The sequence below is a fragment of the Koromonas soli genome (assembly GCF_059726265.1).
Genome location: NZ_AP040872.1, coordinates 2,761,221 through 2,777,630, shown reverse-complemented (window position 1 = coordinate 2,777,630; position 16,410 = coordinate 2,761,221). Strand labels below are relative to the sequence as shown.

Here is a 16,410-nt window from a genome sequence, read left to right as displayed (position 1 = left end):
CTCTTGTCGTCGTAGTAAATGGTCGTTCTTGCCTTTGCCGTTGCCGTTGCTCTTGCTCTTGCCTTTGCCTTTGCTTGTGTATTTAGGTGTCATCCTGAGCGCAGCGAAGGATCCCAGCCGCCGCTGGCATCTTCACCCCGCACCCCAGGTCACCAACCTCCCTCCCCCAGCTCTCGATGTGCTAAATCCCGCACATCTCGTTCTGGAATCCGACTTCTCCACATCCTGAGCGGCTTTCGGTGTGTCTTTCTGCGTTATACTGCCCAAAGTTACCAGTTCCGAACGAGGGTACTCATGGCTTCTTTGGCTGAAGGCCAGTTCGCATTTGAAGGCTCCAACAGCGATTTCCATCTGCTGGAGGAAAAGATCTATCGCACCATCGAACTGCTCAAGACCGCACGCGCCCAAAAAGCCGCGGCCGAGCAGGAACTCGCGGCCACCCGTGAACAGCTCAGCGCCAAAACCGCCGAGGCCGAGGCCACCCGCAAAGAGCTCGACGCTCTGCATCGCGAGCGCACCGAAGTCCGCAGCCGTGTCGAGAAGCTTCTCGGCGACGTGGACGCAATTCTCGAGCAGTAGCTCCACGCGCGTTTCGCGGGAGGAGCAATCCTCGCGTTGTCATCGCATTTTCAGCCCCTACGGGCTCTGACGTTGTTTTTACATTGCGCTTCTGGCGCTTTGATGTTGAACTTTCTGCGTGACCTCGATCACCCGGAGAAAGCGAGGGAACCAAGTGGCAGAAAACGAAAAAAGCATTCGCGTTGAAATTTACGACGAGAGCTATCATCTGCGCGGTTCTGATCCAGCTTACATTCAGCGCCTGGCCGACGTTGTCGATTCCAAGATGCGCGCCATCGCCCAGCACGCCAGCACCGTTGACTCTTTGCGCGTCGCCGTGCTCGCCGCGCTCAACATTGCCGACGACTACTACCAGCTCAAGCGCAAGTACGAAGGAATCGAAAGCGAACTCACCAGCCGCGCCGGATACCTCGGCCGCGCTCTTGACTCCGCTCTCGACGAAGTACTCGCCGAAGAGCGCCGCGCCGGCTAACCTGCTTCCCATCTTCAATAGAAAAGGCCGCATCCCACGATGCGGCTTTCTCATTTCTCCCAATTTAAGGTGGCCCACATCCGCCCTCTTTTGGCGAATGTGGGATAGCAACATGCATGGTGTTACCGGGTGGGTAGTTGCATTTGCTCTTGCCCTTGCTTTTCCTTTGCCTTTGCTTTGGTTTGGTTTTTGAGGTTTCATCCTGAGCGCAGCGAAGGACCTCGGGGTTGCTCTTGTTCTTGCCTTTGCCTTTGCTCTTGTTCTTGCCTTTGCCTTTGCTCTTGCTCTTGCCTTTACCTTTGCTCTTGCTCTTGCCTTTGCTCTTCCCCTATTCCTGCAACATCAGAGCCTTCAAATACTCCGGCTCCTCTCCCAACCAGTCCTGATTCTGCGCCGTTCCGTCATAAATCGACGAAGTCTTAAACGGCTCAAACTCTCCCTTCGCCGCCGCCTTTTCCGTCTTCGTCAGCAGTGCATGCAGTTGATCTTCCGTAAACGGCTTGAACGTCGTCACCGCCTTCACTGCCTGCTCCAGAATCTCCTCACTATCGATTCCGCAGATCACGGTCGATGTCGGCAAATTCAGCGCATATTGAATTGCCTCAATCGGTGTAACGGTCTTCGACTTCACAATCGATCCATTTGCCAGCGTCTTCATCGCCAGCACGCCGATTCCTTGGTTCACCATCTCCGGCACCACCATCTTCGAGAAGCTCCGAAAATGCGCGTCCATCACATTGATCGGCATCTGCGCCGTGTCGAACTTGTATCCGTTCTCCTTCGCCACCTCGAGCATGTACAAGTGTATCCTCGGGTCCTTGTGCCCGGTGAATCCGATATGTCGCAGTTTGCCTTCCTGCTTTGCTTCGAGCAACGCTTCCTGCGCGCCGTCTTTGGCAAAGATCCTGTTCGGATCTTCATATCGCAAAATCTCATGATGCTGCACCAGATCGATGCAATCTGTTTGCAGCCTCTCCAGCGATTGCTCCAGCTGCCGCCGTGCTTCCTTTTTTGAGCGCCCATCGATCTTCGTCATCAGGAAGACTTTTTCGCGCGAGTTATTTTCTTTCAGTGCGCGTCCCATGCGCATCTCGCTTGTTCCTTCGTTGTAGTCCCAGCAGTTATCCATGAACGTGATGCCGCGATCGATTGCCTCATGAATCAAGCGAATCGCAAGCTTCTCATCCACTTTGGGCAGCCCCAGATGCCAGCCTCCCATGCCGATTGCCGAAACTGTTTCTCCCGTCGAGCCAAGCTCGCGACGCGGAATCTCTGCATTGTGTGCCATGAATGCGGGCCCTCCTTCCGGCCTATATCTTCAGATGATAATGCGAACCACCGAGCGGTACTGGATAACTCACTGATGAAAACTGAGCTCAGCATCTGACGAAACCTTACGCAAGAATCTGCGCAACATTAAGTGTTCGATTCGTGTCCGCTCTTAGCGTCAATACGCAGACCCACTAGTGCGGACGCTGCATATAAGCAGAATTGATGGTCCCCTAAGCTCCTCGCAGTTGATATTCCGAATGCGAGGATTTGATGAGGACCTGGCTTACCGTTTCATTCTTATTGCTAATAACTGCGATCTCTTTCGCTCAAGTTCCCACCAGCAACCATGTCGTCATGGTTGTAGAAGGGAATCGCAGCTACTCCAGCGTGATTGGAAGCAGCGCCATGCCTTACCTCAATTCGCTGGCGTCCAAGTACGGACTTGCGACCCAGTACTATGCGAATACCCATCCAGCCATCGGCAACTACTTCGAGATGACAACCGGGGCCACGCTGACCAGCGACAACACCGTCACGCCAGCCAGTTTTCCGGTCAAGGCCGACAACATCGTTGATTCCTTATTGCTCGCCGGTAAAACCTGGAAGTCCTACGCCGAAGATCTCCCCTCGGTCGGCTACACCGGAGGCAACAGCGGCAACTACGTCGTTCGCAACAATCCGTTCGCTTACTTCACCACCGTTCAGAACAGCAGCACGCAAAAAATGAACCTCGTGCCGTTCTCGCAGTTCTCCGCTGATCTCGCCAGCAACCAGTTGCCCGACTTCAGCTACATCGTCCCTAACGTCGTCAACAACGGACAAAGCGGCACGCTCACGCAGGCTGATAACTGGCTCAAGACCAACATCGCACCTCTTCTCGCCGACCCTTCGTTCCAGAAGGACGGCATCCTCATCATTACCTTTGAGGAGTCCACCTCCGCTGACACCGCCCACGGCGGCGGACACGTTGCCACGCTCGTCATCGGACCGCAGGCCGTGCTCTCGCACAAGTCCACCACCGTTTACCAGCACCAGAGCCTGCTTCGCACCGTTCTCTCCGCCCTCGGCGTCACCACCGCTCCTGCAGCCTCAGCCACCGCTCCCCTGATGAGCGAGTTCTTCACCACCAGCTCGACGTCATCTCTCTCGAAGTCTGCCACTCCCAACTCCACCACTGCTGCCGCCACCGTCGGAGTCACCATCACTTCTCCCACTGCTGGTGCCACCGTTTCATCGCCTGTCACCTTCATCGCGTCCGCCTACAGCGGAAGCACCACCTATCCCATCAGCTCCATGCGTCTCTACGTTGACAGCGTCAGCAAGTACACGGTCGGTGCCGCCAGCCTCAACACCTCCGTCGCACTCTCGACCGGAGCGCACAACGTCACCATCGTTGCCTGGGATCGATCCGGCAAGGCTTACTCCAAGAGCATCAGCATCACCGTCGGCAGCAGCACCAGCACCACTGCGGGCGTCACCGTCACCTCGCCTGCCAACGGAGCCACCGTCACCTCACCCGTCTCCGTGGTGGCCACTGCCAAAGCTCCCACCGGACGCACCATCACCTCCATGCGCGTTTACGTCGACAACGTCAGCGCCTACGTTACGAGCTCTTCATCCATCAACACGTCACTCTCCATGGCCGCCGGTTCGCACTACATCGTCGTGCAGGCTTGGGACAGCGCAGGCGGCATCTACAAGACCGCGCGCAACATCACCGTCTCCAACACCACCGCGCCCACGCTCACCGTCAGCCCCACGGCTCTGAGCTTTGGCAACGTGACCGTCGGCAGCAGTTCCACCCAGTCCGTCACCTTGAAAGCCTCGAACTCCAGCGTCAGCGTGTCTCAGATCAGCGCCACCTCTGGATTCACCGTCAGCGGCATCACCCTGCCCGTCACACTCGCCGCCGGACAGAGCGCAACCTTCAACGTCACCTTCAAGCCGACCACTGCTGCAACCCTCGGTGGCAGCCTCACCGTGCTCAGCAGCGCCTCCAACTCCACAGCCACCGTCTCCATGAACGGCACCGGAGTCTCCGCCCCGACCAATAGCCACTACGTCACCTTGAACTGGACCGCCAGCACCTCCTCCAGCATCAAGGGCTACAACGTGTACCGTGCGACGACCTCCAGTGGTTCCTACACCAAGCTCACCAGCAGCCCCGTTGCAGGAACCAACTACACTGACAACAACGTCGCGGCCGGCACGAAGTACTATTACGTCGCCACCACGGTGAACACGAGCGGCAGCGAGAGCTCCTACTCCTCCCAGGCCAGCGCCACCGTCCCCACGCCATAACACTTCGGCGATAACCATCAGCCCACCTTGTTAGAGGTGGGCTTTTTCTTGCGCGCAGAACTACGCGGCATGCGAGCAAGACCTCGATGCCAGCACGAACCCAAGCACCGCGGGTGCCCCACATCCGCTCGCCTCTTTTGGCGAGCGTGTGTTGGGATCTAATACAGAACGCGCGAGCGCGCTCCACTGGTTCTTCTCTTGTTCTTGTTATTGACTTTGTCCTTGCCTTTGCCTTTGTTTTGTCCTTGCCATCGATCTTTGGTGTCATCCTGAGCGCAGCGAAGGACCCCTACCCCCGCGACGAAATTGTCGTCCTCCTGACCACCTCGCGATTTTCCCGCAACTTCACCTCCGTCCACGTGTTTATTCCAAGCGAAGCTTGAGCGGAGCGAACTTCCGAGCTGTTCAGGTTCCGAATAGGTTTTGGAACCTTCTTCTCTGCTCAAGACAATGGAGTACAGGGGGGAATGAAAGGAGTGTTTCCCGTGTCCCACATTCGTTTTTCAAGAGCATTCGTCTTCGCGGCGCTGGCCGTGGCGATGATGTTGCCCGCCTCGGCTGCCGCGCGCACGCGTGTTGGTGTCGGCGTCGGATTTTTCGGCGGTCCTTACTATCCCTACTATGGTCCCTGGGCCTATCCGTATCCTTATTACGGCTTCTACGGTCCCTATGCCTATCCGCCTGCAGGATACGGCTACTATGGCCGTCCCGTGGGAGAGGTGCACCTCAAGAGTCCCGACCCCAACGCCGCCATTTACATCAATGGCGCTTATGCCGGACGCGCTCACGACCTGAAGACCATCTATCTCGCTCCCGGCACCTACGACATCGAGCAGCGCATCGGTCCTGACTCACAGCACGAGCGCGTTTATGTGCTCGCCAATCGCAGCGTCAAATTGGAATTCGAGAAGCCCGGCCCGCACACGAGCCTTAACCAAGCGCCTCCTCCGCCTCCGCCGATGAACCAGCAGCCAGTGCCATCCTCTCCGGCGCCGGCCAGCTCGGCTCGGGTCGTCCCGGCTTCGCAGGTACAGGTACAGTAGAGACCGTAAGCAAAGGCAAAATCATGAAGTCACTCGTCTGCACTTTCGCTTTTTTCGCGCTGCTTGCTCCGGCCGCGGCGCAGACACCCGGCGTGCCATCGGTTCCGCCGGATTACTGGGACCCGCAACCTGCTCAGTCCCAGACCACTGCTGGCGTGTCTCAGCCCCAGCCGCCTGCAAGCAATTCGTCTGCTGAACCCTCTGCTGAAGCCCCGGCCCCCGCCGGAATGTCGCAAGCCGACGCGCAAGCACAAGCCGCTGCCGAAGACGATCAGGACTACGCTGACCAGCAGTACCCGCCGCAGCCCGCGCCCGATGCTTATCCTCCTGCGCAGTCCTCGGCTCAGCAGTATCCGCCGCCGCCAGCGCAGCAGCCGTATCCGGATGAGGCGCCCTACCCGCAACCTCAGCCACAGCCGCCCTACGCCGGACAGCAGCAGCCTTATCCACCTCAGTCCTATCCACCGCAGCAGCAACAGTACCCGCAGCAGCAGCCATACCCGGCGCCGCAGTCGCAGTATCCGCAGCCAGCACCGGACCAGCCCACGTACGGTGGCGGCCAGGCTCCTTATCCTCAGCAGCCCTATCCGCCGCAGGGACAATATCCGGATCAGCCTCCGCAGGCTCCGCCCGTGTACTATCCGCAGCCGCATGTCCGCGTAGCTCCGCAGCGCCCAGTTCGGCCAGCCGTTTTGCCGCGCCCCGAGCCCTCTGCCTACCCGGCTTATCGTGAAGAGGCGCAGTTCGCCGTCGGCGCTCGCCTGCTTTCTCCTGAAGAGGTGGAGCGCCGCATCAGCACTCCGCTTGGCAAGCACTACCTCGTTGTCGAGGTCGGCTTCTATCCAGCCCAGGCGCAAACCGTGGACCTGCGCACCGAGAGCTTCACTCTTCGCGCCAACCACGATGACCAGGCATTCTTTCCCGCTCCTCCCGACGAGGTCGTTACCGACATCAGGCACCATTCCGGCCCGCGCGTCTATCCCAGCGTAGGCGTCGGCTATGAACACGGACCTTGGGGAAGCGGTGTCGCCACCGGCGTCGGAGTAGGCGTCGGCCCCGCCGGCCCATATCCGCGCCGCATGCCCATCAATCGCCAGGTAATGCTGATGGAGCTCCGCGACAAAGCCCTGCCGCAGGGAAACATGACGCAGCCTGTCGCCGGATATCTCTATTTCCCAATCGACGGGAAGCGAGCCAAGCAGTACACCCTCGAACTCCACCGGGATGGGCAGACCATCGCGCTTCCTCTTCCCAATCCGAAGGACTAGATTTCTCCGTCGCGACAAAGGCCCCGACCAGACTCAATCTCGAGTCCCGGCCGGGGCCTTTGTCGTCTCCGTTGAACTAAAAAATCGGTGCTCCACTTTTGCGTTCGGTTCGCATTCGTGGGCTCGCTCTCACCCCAAGCGGTTATTAACCGCCCAGTCATCTACACATCTATAACCCTCTACGCCGAACCATGAACCAGATGGTCAATCCTGCCACCATACGCCAACCCTATTTACCACCCGTAAACTCCCCGCCCATTCTCCGTTCACTCTTGCGCCTACTCTTCATCCGATCCCGGAGCCGCGTCCCACGCATGGCCGAAAATCGAAAACGACTGCTTTTCTCCGCGCTTCGGCAGGAATGTCACCCTCGTCGGCTTCTTCTCCCACGTCGGCGCTTCGCACTCCGAATCCGGCATATCTCCCTGGCTCGCCGCGCCCAAATCCTTTTTCAGCACAGGTTTTCTGCGCCCCAACTGCATCACCACTGCGCTCAGCTTCTCGCCGTTGTCGCTCACTCCGCAGTACGCCACATAGTCGCGAAACCAGCTTGCCTGCGAGTAAAACGGATCGAACTCCACCAGCGGCACCTGCGCCACATGCGCCGTCAGCCGATCGATCAGCAGCCATCCGCCGCGCTGCCATACCCAGTTCGGCGCCTTCGATTCATCAATCGGCAAATTGTTATTCAGCCTGTAAGCACGCCGTACGACGAACAAACGGTCCGTCACTTCATGCGCCTCTCCGGTCACGAACTCCTTCAGCTTCGAGTCGACATAAAGCGCGCGCACCTTCATCGGGGCTGTGTGATCCTCGTCCGGACCAAGATACAGTTTCACTGTCATGATCTTTCCGTAGCTGATTACATGCACCTTTGGCTTGCCTGCACCGATCGCCGCAATCGGCGCGCATAGCAGCAGCGCAAAAACAGTTGAGCGTAGTTGTCGTAGGGTCATCGCAATTTCGAGGCTAGCTCTGGTTCGAGTTTTCCGCAATTCTCTTTGGTCACCTTGGCAACCAATCACCTTGAGACAGTGCTCACACTTACAAATGGCAGAGAGAACTCGTCACCGTTCCCAGCGGATTCTCGTCGTGGACGATCATGTCGATAACACTCTGCTCATGCAGGAACTGCTGACTCGCCAAGGATATGACGTCGCCATCGCGGACAACGCTGCGAAGGCCGAAGAGATCATGCGCAATTCCACGCCCGATCTCGTGCTGCTCGACGTCATCATGCCAGGAAAGAGCGGGTACGAGCTCTGTCGTGAGTGGAAGGATTCTCCCGAGACTCGTCTCATTCCCGTGGTCATGATCACCGGACTGAGCGACCGCGAAGACAAGATTCGCGGTATCGAGTCCGGCGCTGATGATTTCCTGAACAAGCCCATTTTTCCCGTCGAGCTTTTCGCGCGTGTTGCCTCTCTCCTGCGGGTCAAGGACTACACCGACGAGCTCGAAAATGCGGACACCGTTCTGTGCACTCTTGGCCGCAGTGTAGAGTCACGTGATCCCTACACCGAAGGACATTGCGAACGACTCGCCGAGTACGCAAGCGCTCTCGGCGCCCACATGGGACTTGGTGAGGATGAGCAACTCGCTTTGCGTCGCGGAGGCTTCCTCCACGACCTCGGCAAAATCGCCATCTCCGATGAAATTCTCAAAAAGCACGGCCTGCTCTCGCCGGAGGAGTGGCGCATCATGCGCCAGCATCCACTCATTGGCGAAAACATCTGCAAGCCGCTACGATCCCTGCGCATGGTGCTTCCCATCATTCGCCATCATCATGAGCACTGGAACGGCAGCGGTTATCCCGATCACCTTTCCGGCGAAGCGATCCCATTGCTTGCGCGCATCCTTCAGGTTGTGGACGTTTACGACGCTCTGCGCACCGAGCGTCCCTACAAGCCTGCGCATACTCACGAGGAAGCGCGCGAGACTATGCATTCCGAGGCACAGCAGGGACTTTGGGACGAATCGATCGTCTCCGAGTTCTTCTCCATGCTTGCGTTACGCGAACACGCAGCTTGAACTAAGGCTATTTGCTACAATCGCACTTACAACTGCTTTTCAATCTGAGTGCGTCCAACTAGTGAATGCCAGTGCAATATTCCATCATTCTGCCTGCTTACAACGAAAGTGCGCGAATTCGCCCGGGACTCGAGAAGGCGCTCGCGTTTGGACGTGCACACAATTGGAGTTTTGAGATTGTTGTCGTCAACGATGGATCGAGAGATGACACTGCCGAGATCGTAAAGCAGTTGATGATCGATGCTCCCGAACTCCGTCTTCTCGAAAATCCAGGGAATCGCGGCAAGGGCTACAGCGTGCGCAACGGCATGCTGAATGCTCACGGCGACATCCTGATGTTCAGTGATGCCGATTTCTCCTCGCCCATTCAAGAATCGCTGAAGTTGATCGATGCCATCGAGAAGGGTGCCGATGTTGCGTTCGGCTCGCGCTGGCTATTGGCCGAAACGCAAACCCGTCGCCAGTCCCTCTTGCGTCAATTCGTGGGACGCGCCTACAACGTTCTGCTCCGGTTGATGCTGAATCTGCCCTACAAAGATACGCAGTGCGGATTCAAAGCCTTCACCCGAAACGCAGCCGAGGTCATCTTCACCCGCCAGCAGATCGAGCGTTGGGGATTCGATCCCGAACTGCTATTCATCGCGCGTAGGTTTGGGTTCAAGATGACAGAGGTGGCGGTCGAATGGGCAAATGACGACCGCTCGAAGATCAATCCGCTTGTGGACGGCGTAAAGATGTTTCTTGAGTTGATGAAGATACGCCTGAACGCACTGACAGGGCACTATACTCGGCCCACGTTCCAGGTCGTGTCGTCCACGCCTGAAACCGTGCTCACGCCGGGCAAGCCGCAGACATAAATCAGGAGGCTGCTGCGCGCTGAACCTTCTGAATGCTCTTGACGGGTACTACCACTCGCTTTTGAAGTGGAACCACGCGAACCTCTCCGCTCTCGCTCAGGATGAGGTCCATCTTGCTCGCGCATTTGTCACACAGCCAGAAATGTTCGATCGGATACGTTTTGCTGCGCGCCGGGTTCAACTTTGTAGCTGAATTGCCGTGCGCTGAGTTCCTCTTGCCTGCTTCACTGAAGTCAATCTTGAACAGACGGCCCTGTCCAAGGTATTGAAACGTAGCTGAACACTTTGAGTTGAAGCACTTCGACAGCATATATAGACCCTCGCTGAGCCGCAATCCGCGGCAAAAATAAGAGAAAAAATCGCTACTACTCCGGTAACTATTTTGATGCGAACTTACATGCTCGAGATGTGTAATGTAGCAAAGGAACTGCGAGATTTAGTCGTCAGTTCCGAGATTCCCTGAGCGGCTCGAACCGTTTAGAGACAGGGCAGGGCAGAGTCTCCCTTTGGAACAGAGATGGAAGAAGAGAGAGCTTCTACTCAGGTTGAGATCTAAATATTGCTCCTGCTCATCGAATGAGTTGATGACTGGAATCTGCGTTCTCTGCGGGCGGGACGGAATGCGACTCACTCGCCATCACCTGATTCCGCGCACGCGGCACAGCAACAAACGAGTCAAGCGAGAGACGAGTTCCGCAGAGCGTAACCAGACGGTTGCTCTATGCCGTCCCTGTCATAACCAGATCCATGCTCTCTTCACCAAAAAGGAACTCGAGCGCGAGTACAACAACCTTGAACAGATCCGTCAACATCCCGGGATTCTGAAGTGGATCGCCTGGGTGAGCACGCGTCAGTTCGGTGCTGCGTTGCGATGAGTCTTTGCGGTTAAAAACCAGCACTGCCAGCGAGGGAAGCTGAAACAGCGAGCGACGTGCGCGGCTGATCTGGGTTGCTGGATAGGGAATGAAGGATTGGTGGGCCTGGTAGGATTCGAACCTACAACCAAAGGATTATGAGTTTTCTACGAATACTGTAAACCATTGATAATGCAGCGAAATGCTCCGAAATGTGGCGAAACCGTAAGTAACTGATGAAATGTAATTTAGCGTACTTTTAACAAGCTGGACAGAACTGACTGCTGTACCGTGAAAGTACCGGTTACTACTAGCGGCGGCCAATCTTAACAAGAGTCGCTCGGTAGACCACTTCGGCATTCATGCCGAATCTCTCGACAATAACGCAGCAAATTCAGCTTCCAAAGTCGGGCATCAACCCTCAACGTGTAACGCACGGGATCGCAGATCTGAATTTTCATATTGCATCTCGTTACGAATCGAGCTTCGTACTATTATGGTTCAACTCACTTTGTTGCAGCTTTAGATCCTCTCTGGCCACGGGTCTACCCCCCACCTTCGGCAAGAGCTGATTGCGCTTTGCTGGAGGCCCAACGTGTCCAACAACCTCAAGAACGTACTTAGGGGAGCTCGAAATCCGCATGCTGTACTGTCGCACTTACGAGACGAGATTTCACCGAAAAGCTACCGCCAACTATTTACTTGGCTGCCAAGTCTAGCTGGTAAAGGGTCGTTACGGCCACTAAATCCCGCGTTCCCAAGCTCCTACGATTATCTGATGCCCCAGTCGGTTGCTTTGGATCCTATCCCCTTGGGTCTGGAGTTTCTATGGGTTGCGACCAGAGTTGCCTTATCTGCAGCACGCATCAACGCGTTTGTTCAACTGAAGGACGCACTGGAACAAGCGTGGCTCGACGGTGAGGAAGTCTCGGCTGAACGTCTCCTCAACCAAATCGAGATGGGATATGGCGTCTCGTTCTTCCTACTCGAAACAAAGCTTGCGTTTTTGCAACATTGGAAGGGTCTTGAGCCTCAGAAGTCATACCTGGCTCAAGTGAGAAAGGTTGCACGTTCTGGAATTGTGCAGTTCACCGCGCATTACCTTAGCCAGAAGAACGAAAGCGCTACGAATCAAATACTCTTCAAGCACAGAGTGGAATCGGCGATTGTCCACACGGATGCTGATGAACCCCTGCGAGAGTACCTGCGATTTCGGCTGTTTCGGGACCTATCTGCTGACCGCGACGTGCTGTCCGCTGTCATTCGTCACGACGAAAACTCATCTTTAGTCGATCAATACGAAACGCTTTTGCTCGCTCTGGCAACCTCGGCAGATTCACAGGAAGGGACAGCGGCCCTAGAGCTCCTTTCTACGTGTATAGACGACCCACGTCTGGAGCACTTGCGAGTTCTTTTTGGGATAAAACCGTTGCCGGATTCTGTGTCACCGTCGCTCTTTGTCCAGGCTCAATTCCAACTGGATTCCTTAAACCCTCACGGCGCAATCGAATCGATAGAAGGTGATGTGACGAACACAAGCGACATTGGTAGCACCATAGTCGAAGCACTGGCCCGCTGCGATTCCGATAAGCCTCCCGTCTTTGAATCACCCACACCCCGGCAGGCTATTCTTTCCTTAGTGTTCAACGTCGCGACGAAAGCGGAAGGATATGAGGACGATCTGTATGAACTTTTGCGCATCGCCGAATGTTACGTGCCGTTCCGTTTTGCCGACTCGATTAGACCGACGATGATGGAACTCGCGTCCGAGAAGTGGTACTTCAACGACTCACTTAGAAGGCGTTATTTCTTGTCAACTGGAGAACTGAACCCGCTCGTCTTGCCAATTATCCCAGATGCATCTCGGCGTGCGTTCACCCTGGCTCTTCACCGGCTCGGCTACAAGTTGGGCGAGTCTGCTAAGCGAGGTTCGAACGTTGCACCCTGCGACCTAAGGTGGCGAATGATGGACCCGGAGGACCGCTCTGCACTGTCCGACGGCTCCTTACCTGTTGCAGCGGAGTTCAGGCGCTTGGCCCGCCAAGTCATCCGGCGCAAAATTCATTTCCAGCTAGATGAATCGAAGATCGAGGACGCACTCTTCTCAATCGCCAAAGGTTACCTCGAAGATCCGCAAATGCTGATAATGTTGCCGATCTCACGGGCGGTTGAGATGCTAGACGAAGACGAGATTGCAGAGACTACAGGTGATCCACTGTTCTTGGCGATCGTTTATGACCTGTATTTACGCTACTTTGGCGATGATCGCCCGTTTATTCGAAACGACGCATACGAAGACTTTTTATCCGTGCAGGGTGTCGAGAGACCTTCCCAACTCAATCTAGAACACTTCGCCGCGGATCGACGAAGATACATCATCTATTTTCTCCGTTACGTCTGTGTCCCCGAGGTGATGTCTTCTTCGGCATACTTCGAAACCTCCAAGAGTCTTGAATCTGAGCGTATCGAAGTTTGTAAACTGCTGCGTGGTATCGATTTGGAAAATGCCGCGGCATACGAATCGGAACTACGTGAGATTACTCGAAAGCAAATTGTTAGTGAGGGGCTGCGAGATGTTGAGAGAAGCAAATTCGCTATCGATCTCAATCCGCTCCGAAGGTGGGCGGAGAAGAACCTGAAGGAGGGGTTCGCCCGATTGCAGGCGCTCCGATTTGCAGGTGTGAAACCATCGACTGTGCACGCAACGGTCAATGCTGACGATAAAGTCACATTACCGGACATGGCTAGCGATGAAACGGTAACCCTGTTGACGGAAATGATCGACAGCTTTCTATACGAAAGCTATACCAATTCGTTCTATGGCCTGGATTCTTATCTCAGCTTGCGTACGCGACACGGTGCCCTCTCAGGACAACTTAGGGCACCGTTAGAAGAGGGGCATATCATTACGCAGCGCGCAGAGGGCAACAACCAATACCAGTCAAACCAGTTCTGGATGACGCGGCTTCCGCTAGAACCCTGGGTGGCTGAGCAACTTGACCAAAGTCTTAAGCGGTTCTCTGAGAGCTTTGACAAGATCGTGAAGAGCTTTGCGGATAGAAGACTGCAAATCAAGACTTCTGATAAATCAGAAGGGCTGTTCACCTACAACATCTTTAACCTTGACCTTCTTCAGGTGTCCGCAGAGATTCGCTCAGACTCGGCATTCCCACTGTTCGTTAACGGATGCATTGATGTGTTCTGGGCCAACCTAGAACATTCACTCTCTAATGTCAGGGAGATCATAGATTCGGAACTGCGGACTGACCTGATGAGTGTGACCGGGAAACTTGTTTCAGAAATCGAAGCGCTTCGTCAATTTACTGATTCAGTAGATGAAGTGATCAGTGCAGTCCGTCACTCACAGACGCGGTTGAATCAGGCGCTAGCTAGCCTGCAGTCCTGGTTTCATCCGCCAAAGTCCGCCTCTACAGAACTGTTCACGATGGACGAAATCGCTGAAATCAGCTTGCAACAGATTCGTCGACTGCACCCAAACTTCGATCCCGATATATCTCGCAACATCTCCGTATCGACACAAATTCTTGAGCTACGTCGGTTCTCGGATGTGTTCTTTATTATATTCGAGAACATTCAGAAACACTGCGGGATGTCGTATCAGCCGAGGGTCGACTTGACGATCAGCGAACAAGGAGCACACATGCTGATAGAGGTTGTAAGCGACTTCCACATGATCGAAGATCCGGAGCCGCGACTCGCGAAAATCCGAGAAATTATTGCGAGCGGAAGGTACCAACATGTAGTTAGGTCAGAGGGCGGGACTGGCCTAGTCAAACTCTGGAACATTATAAGAACGGACAATCCGGGAAAAGATTCGAAGCTGGATTTTGGTGTCGTAGGCGATCGCTTTAGCGTCAGACTTGACTTACCGTTCACGATCGTTACCTAAGGGAGTGTGATCCATGAAGACTGTCCTCGTTGTCGAAGATGATGAGAACAAATGTTCTCAAATTTTGGCTTTCCTCAATGAGACGTTCCCCCAAACAGAGACTGAAATAGCACATTCTCTGCATTCTGGACTTGCCGCCGTATTCAAGCGGGTTGCAGATCTCGTGATACTCGACATGACGCTTCCAAATTTCGATCAAGACACTGATGAAGACGGCGGCATTATTCATCCTTTAGGCGGACAGGAATTCCTGAGGAAGATGAAGCGCCGGAATGTGCGAACGCCCGTTATAGTGCTAACGCAATTTGAAAGCTTCGGCAACGGAGACGAACGATTAGATCTTGAGACGTTGCGGGCCTCACTCGCACAGAGATTTGAAGGTCTGTGTGTGCAGACGATCTATTACAACAGTGCCGTAGATGCGTGGAAGCGGCAGTTGCAGCAAGCAATTGTGAACTTGGAGCAGGAGCGATCGGAATGAGAATCCTAGTGGTGGACGACGACGCAAACAAGATTCAACTGGTCGCATCTGCGTTGATGAAGGCTGAAGGAGTCGTGCTGCAGATCGATACGGCCCAAAACGCAGCGCAGGCGAAGCGTGCGTTGCTCGAAACCCAGTACGATCTGCTGATACTTGATGTTGCCTTACCTCAAAACGCTGAATCACACCCAAATCCAAAAGGTGGCCTGGAGCTTTTGAAAGCAATCGGGAGAGGCAACCGCTACATCAAGCCGCGAGAAATAGTCGGACTCACTGCCTACGATAACTTGGCGCAGGAAGCGGGCCAAGAATTCTCGAATCAACTCTGGACTCTAGTTCACTTTGATCGCTCATCTGAAGCATGGGCAGAACAGTTGAGAGCGAAGATTCAGTATCTAACGGAAGCTGCTCACAAAACCGCGATACCAGAGCATGAAGCCGAACTGTGTGTTGTGACTGCTCTGCACGACCCAGAACTGAAAGCTGTGCTGCGCCTTCCTTGGGACTGGAAGAAATCACAGTGTTGCCAAGATTCCGCGGAATACTGGGAAGGTCGCTTCAATGCCGGTGAAGATACAAAGAGGGTAGTGGCCGCCTCAGCCACCAAGATGGGAATGCCATACGCGGCAACTCTAGCGATGAAGATGGTTCATCGATTCCGTCCGAAGTATCTCGCTATGGTTGGAATCGCGGCGGGAATCAAAGGCAAATGTTCCTTGGGTGACGCTGTAGCTGCGGATCCATGCTGGGATTGGGGAAGTGGCAAATTCAAGACTTCAGACGGGATGCCTTCATTCGAGCCGGCGCCAGAGCAGCTCTCCTTGGATGCGTTCATAAGGACGAAGATTAAGGCTCTGTCGCAAAACGCCGCTGCTCTAGACATCATAAGGAGTGAGTGGCCCGGCGAACCAGTTGGGACGCTGTTACGACTTCACATTGCTCCAATGGCTTCAGGGGCGAGCGTTCTGGCTGACGATACCCATTCGTTGTTCATTCAATCACAGCAGCGAAAGGTGATCGGCATTGATATGGAAGCATATGCAATCTTCGCGGTGGCAGATGAATCTCCCAGGCCGCGGCCGATCCCTTTCGTGATTAAGGGCATTGTTGATTTCGCTGACGGACAGAAGAATGATTCACATCACGCATATGCCGCTTATGTGAGCGCAAATCTGCTTAGAACCTTGATGGAACAGTAGCGTGTCGCTTCCGGCATTATCTATATCAGCCATCGGTCACTCCAAAGACGCAGTATTCCGCTTGCAAGCGAAGAGCGCCGTAGCGCTCTTCGTGAACTCGTACAATTCGGTCCTGGTCGGAGAATGTCGAGAGTACACTGCGA

At 55.0% G+C, this 16,410-nt stretch carries 13 protein-coding genes; 11 read left to right on the top strand and 2 right to left on the bottom strand.

Going from position 1 to position 16,410, the window contains the following annotated elements:
• Positions 1-294 precede the first annotated feature (294 nt).
• A complete protein-coding gene (locus AC6IY8_RS12190) occupies positions 295-579 on the top strand; it encodes a hypothetical protein (RefSeq protein ID WP_497774762.1) in 285 nt (94 codons plus the stop codon).
• Positions 580-733: 154 nt separating this feature from the next.
• Entirely contained in the window at positions 734-1,051 is a 318-nt protein-coding gene (locus AC6IY8_RS12185) for a cell division protein ZapA (protein WP_497774761.1), read from the top strand.
• A 328-nt stretch (positions 1,052-1,379) separates the two neighbouring features.
• Here the strand turns inward: AC6IY8_RS12185 and AC6IY8_RS12180 are convergent, their stop codons facing one another.
• Positions 1,380-2,339, bottom strand: a complete 960-nt coding sequence (locus tag AC6IY8_RS12180; protein WP_497774760.1) for an aldo/keto reductase — start codon at positions 2,337-2,339, stop codon at positions 1,380-1,382.
• A 254-nt stretch (positions 2,340-2,593) separates the two neighbouring features.
• On the opposite strand from AC6IY8_RS12180, the gene AC6IY8_RS12175 reads away from it, so the two are divergent.
• The 3 genes from AC6IY8_RS12175 to AC6IY8_RS12165 all read left to right on the top strand — a co-directional run bounded on the left by AC6IY8_RS12175 (position 2,594) and on the right by AC6IY8_RS12165 (position 6,935).
• The gene (locus AC6IY8_RS12175; protein ID WP_497774759.1) at positions 2,594-4,624 is read left to right on the top strand and encodes an alkaline phosphatase family protein; all 2,031 of its coding nucleotides are present in this window, start codon (positions 2,594-2,596) and stop codon (positions 4,622-4,624) included.
• Positions 4,625-5,109: 485 nt separating this feature from the next.
• On the top strand, positions 5,110-5,667 hold the full coding sequence (locus AC6IY8_RS12170) for a hypothetical protein (RefSeq protein ID WP_497774758.1): 558 nt from the start codon (positions 5,110-5,112) through the stop codon (positions 5,665-5,667).
• 23 nt (positions 5,668-5,690) lie between these two features.
• Entirely contained in the window at positions 5,691-6,935 is a 1,245-nt protein-coding gene (locus AC6IY8_RS12165) for a hypothetical protein (protein WP_497774756.1), read from the top strand.
• A 278-nt stretch (positions 6,936-7,213) separates the two neighbouring features.
• Here AC6IY8_RS12165 and AC6IY8_RS12160 read toward each other — a convergent pair whose 3' ends face one another.
• Entirely contained in the window at positions 7,214-7,891 is a 678-nt protein-coding gene (locus AC6IY8_RS12160) for a hypothetical protein (protein WP_497774754.1), read from the bottom strand.
• Positions 7,892-7,985: 94 nt separating this feature from the next.
• On the opposite strand from AC6IY8_RS12160, the gene AC6IY8_RS12155 reads away from it, so the two are divergent.
• The 6 genes from AC6IY8_RS12155 (at position 7,986) to AC6IY8_RS12130 (ending at position 16,267) form a co-directional block, all read left to right on the top strand.
• Positions 7,986-8,966 carry an HD domain-containing phosphohydrolase gene (locus AC6IY8_RS12155; RefSeq protein ID WP_497774753.1) on the top strand — a complete coding sequence of 327 codons (981 nt, stop codon included), beginning with the start codon at positions 7,986-7,988 and terminating at the stop codon, positions 8,964-8,966.
• 65 nt (positions 8,967-9,031) lie between these two features.
• On the top strand, positions 9,032-9,823 hold the full coding sequence (locus tag AC6IY8_RS12150; RefSeq protein WP_497774752.1) for a dolichyl-phosphate beta-glucosyltransferase: 792 nt from the start codon (positions 9,032-9,034) through the stop codon (positions 9,821-9,823).
• A 584-nt stretch (positions 9,824-10,407) separates the two neighbouring features.
• Positions 10,408-10,698: a hypothetical protein gene (locus AC6IY8_RS12145; protein WP_497774751.1), complete on the top strand. Its 291-nt coding sequence runs from the start codon at positions 10,408-10,410 to the stop codon at positions 10,696-10,698.
• A 574-nt stretch (positions 10,699-11,272) separates the two neighbouring features.
• A complete protein-coding gene (locus AC6IY8_RS12140; protein ID WP_497774750.1) occupies positions 11,273-14,587 on the top strand; it encodes a hypothetical protein in 3,315 nt (1,104 codons plus the stop codon).
• A 13-nt stretch (positions 14,588-14,600) separates the two neighbouring features.
• Positions 14,601-15,068 carry a response regulator gene (locus tag AC6IY8_RS12135; RefSeq protein ID WP_497774749.1) on the top strand — a complete coding sequence of 156 codons (468 nt, stop codon included), beginning with the start codon at positions 14,601-14,603 and terminating at the stop codon, positions 15,066-15,068.
• A complete protein-coding gene (locus tag AC6IY8_RS12130) occupies positions 15,065-16,267 on the top strand; it encodes a phosphorylase family protein (RefSeq protein WP_497774748.1) in 1,203 nt (400 codons plus the stop codon). The genes AC6IY8_RS12135 and AC6IY8_RS12130 overlap by 4 nt, the downstream gene beginning before the upstream one ends.
• Positions 16,268-16,410: the final 143 nt, after the last annotated feature.

Bases quoted from the DNA above. Each gene is read 5' to 3' on its own strand.
- AC6IY8_RS12155 (WP_497774753.1), top strand. From the start codon at position 7,986: ATGGCAGAGAGAACTCGTCACCGTTCCCAGCGGATTCTCGTCGTGGAC.
- AC6IY8_RS12145 (WP_497774751.1), top strand. From the start codon at position 10,408: ATGACTGGAATCTGCGTTCTCTGCGGGCGGGACGGAATGCGACTCACT.
- AC6IY8_RS12150 (WP_497774752.1), top strand. From the start codon at position 9,032: ATGCCAGTGCAATATTCCATCATTCTGCCTGCTTACAACGAAAGTGCG.
- AC6IY8_RS12175 (WP_497774759.1), top strand. From the start codon at position 2,594: ATGAGGACCTGGCTTACCGTTTCATTCTTATTGCTAATAACTGCGATC.
- AC6IY8_RS12180 (WP_497774760.1), bottom strand. From the start codon at position 2,339: ATGGCACACAATGCAGAGATTCCGCGTCGCGAGCTTGGCTCGACGGGA.
- AC6IY8_RS12160 (WP_497774754.1), bottom strand. From the start codon at position 7,891: ATGACCCTACGACAACTACGCTCAACTGTTTTTGCGCTGCTGCTATGC.
- AC6IY8_RS12135 (WP_497774749.1), top strand. From the start codon at position 14,601: ATGAAGACTGTCCTCGTTGTCGAAGATGATGAGAACAAATGTTCTCAA.
- AC6IY8_RS12190 (WP_497774762.1), top strand. From the start codon at position 295: ATGGCTTCTTTGGCTGAAGGCCAGTTCGCATTTGAAGGCTCCAACAGC.
- AC6IY8_RS12130 (WP_497774748.1), top strand. From the start codon at position 15,065: ATGAGAATCCTAGTGGTGGACGACGACGCAAACAAGATTCAACTGGTC.
- AC6IY8_RS12165 (WP_497774756.1), top strand. From the start codon at position 5,691: ATGAAGTCACTCGTCTGCACTTTCGCTTTTTTCGCGCTGCTTGCTCCG.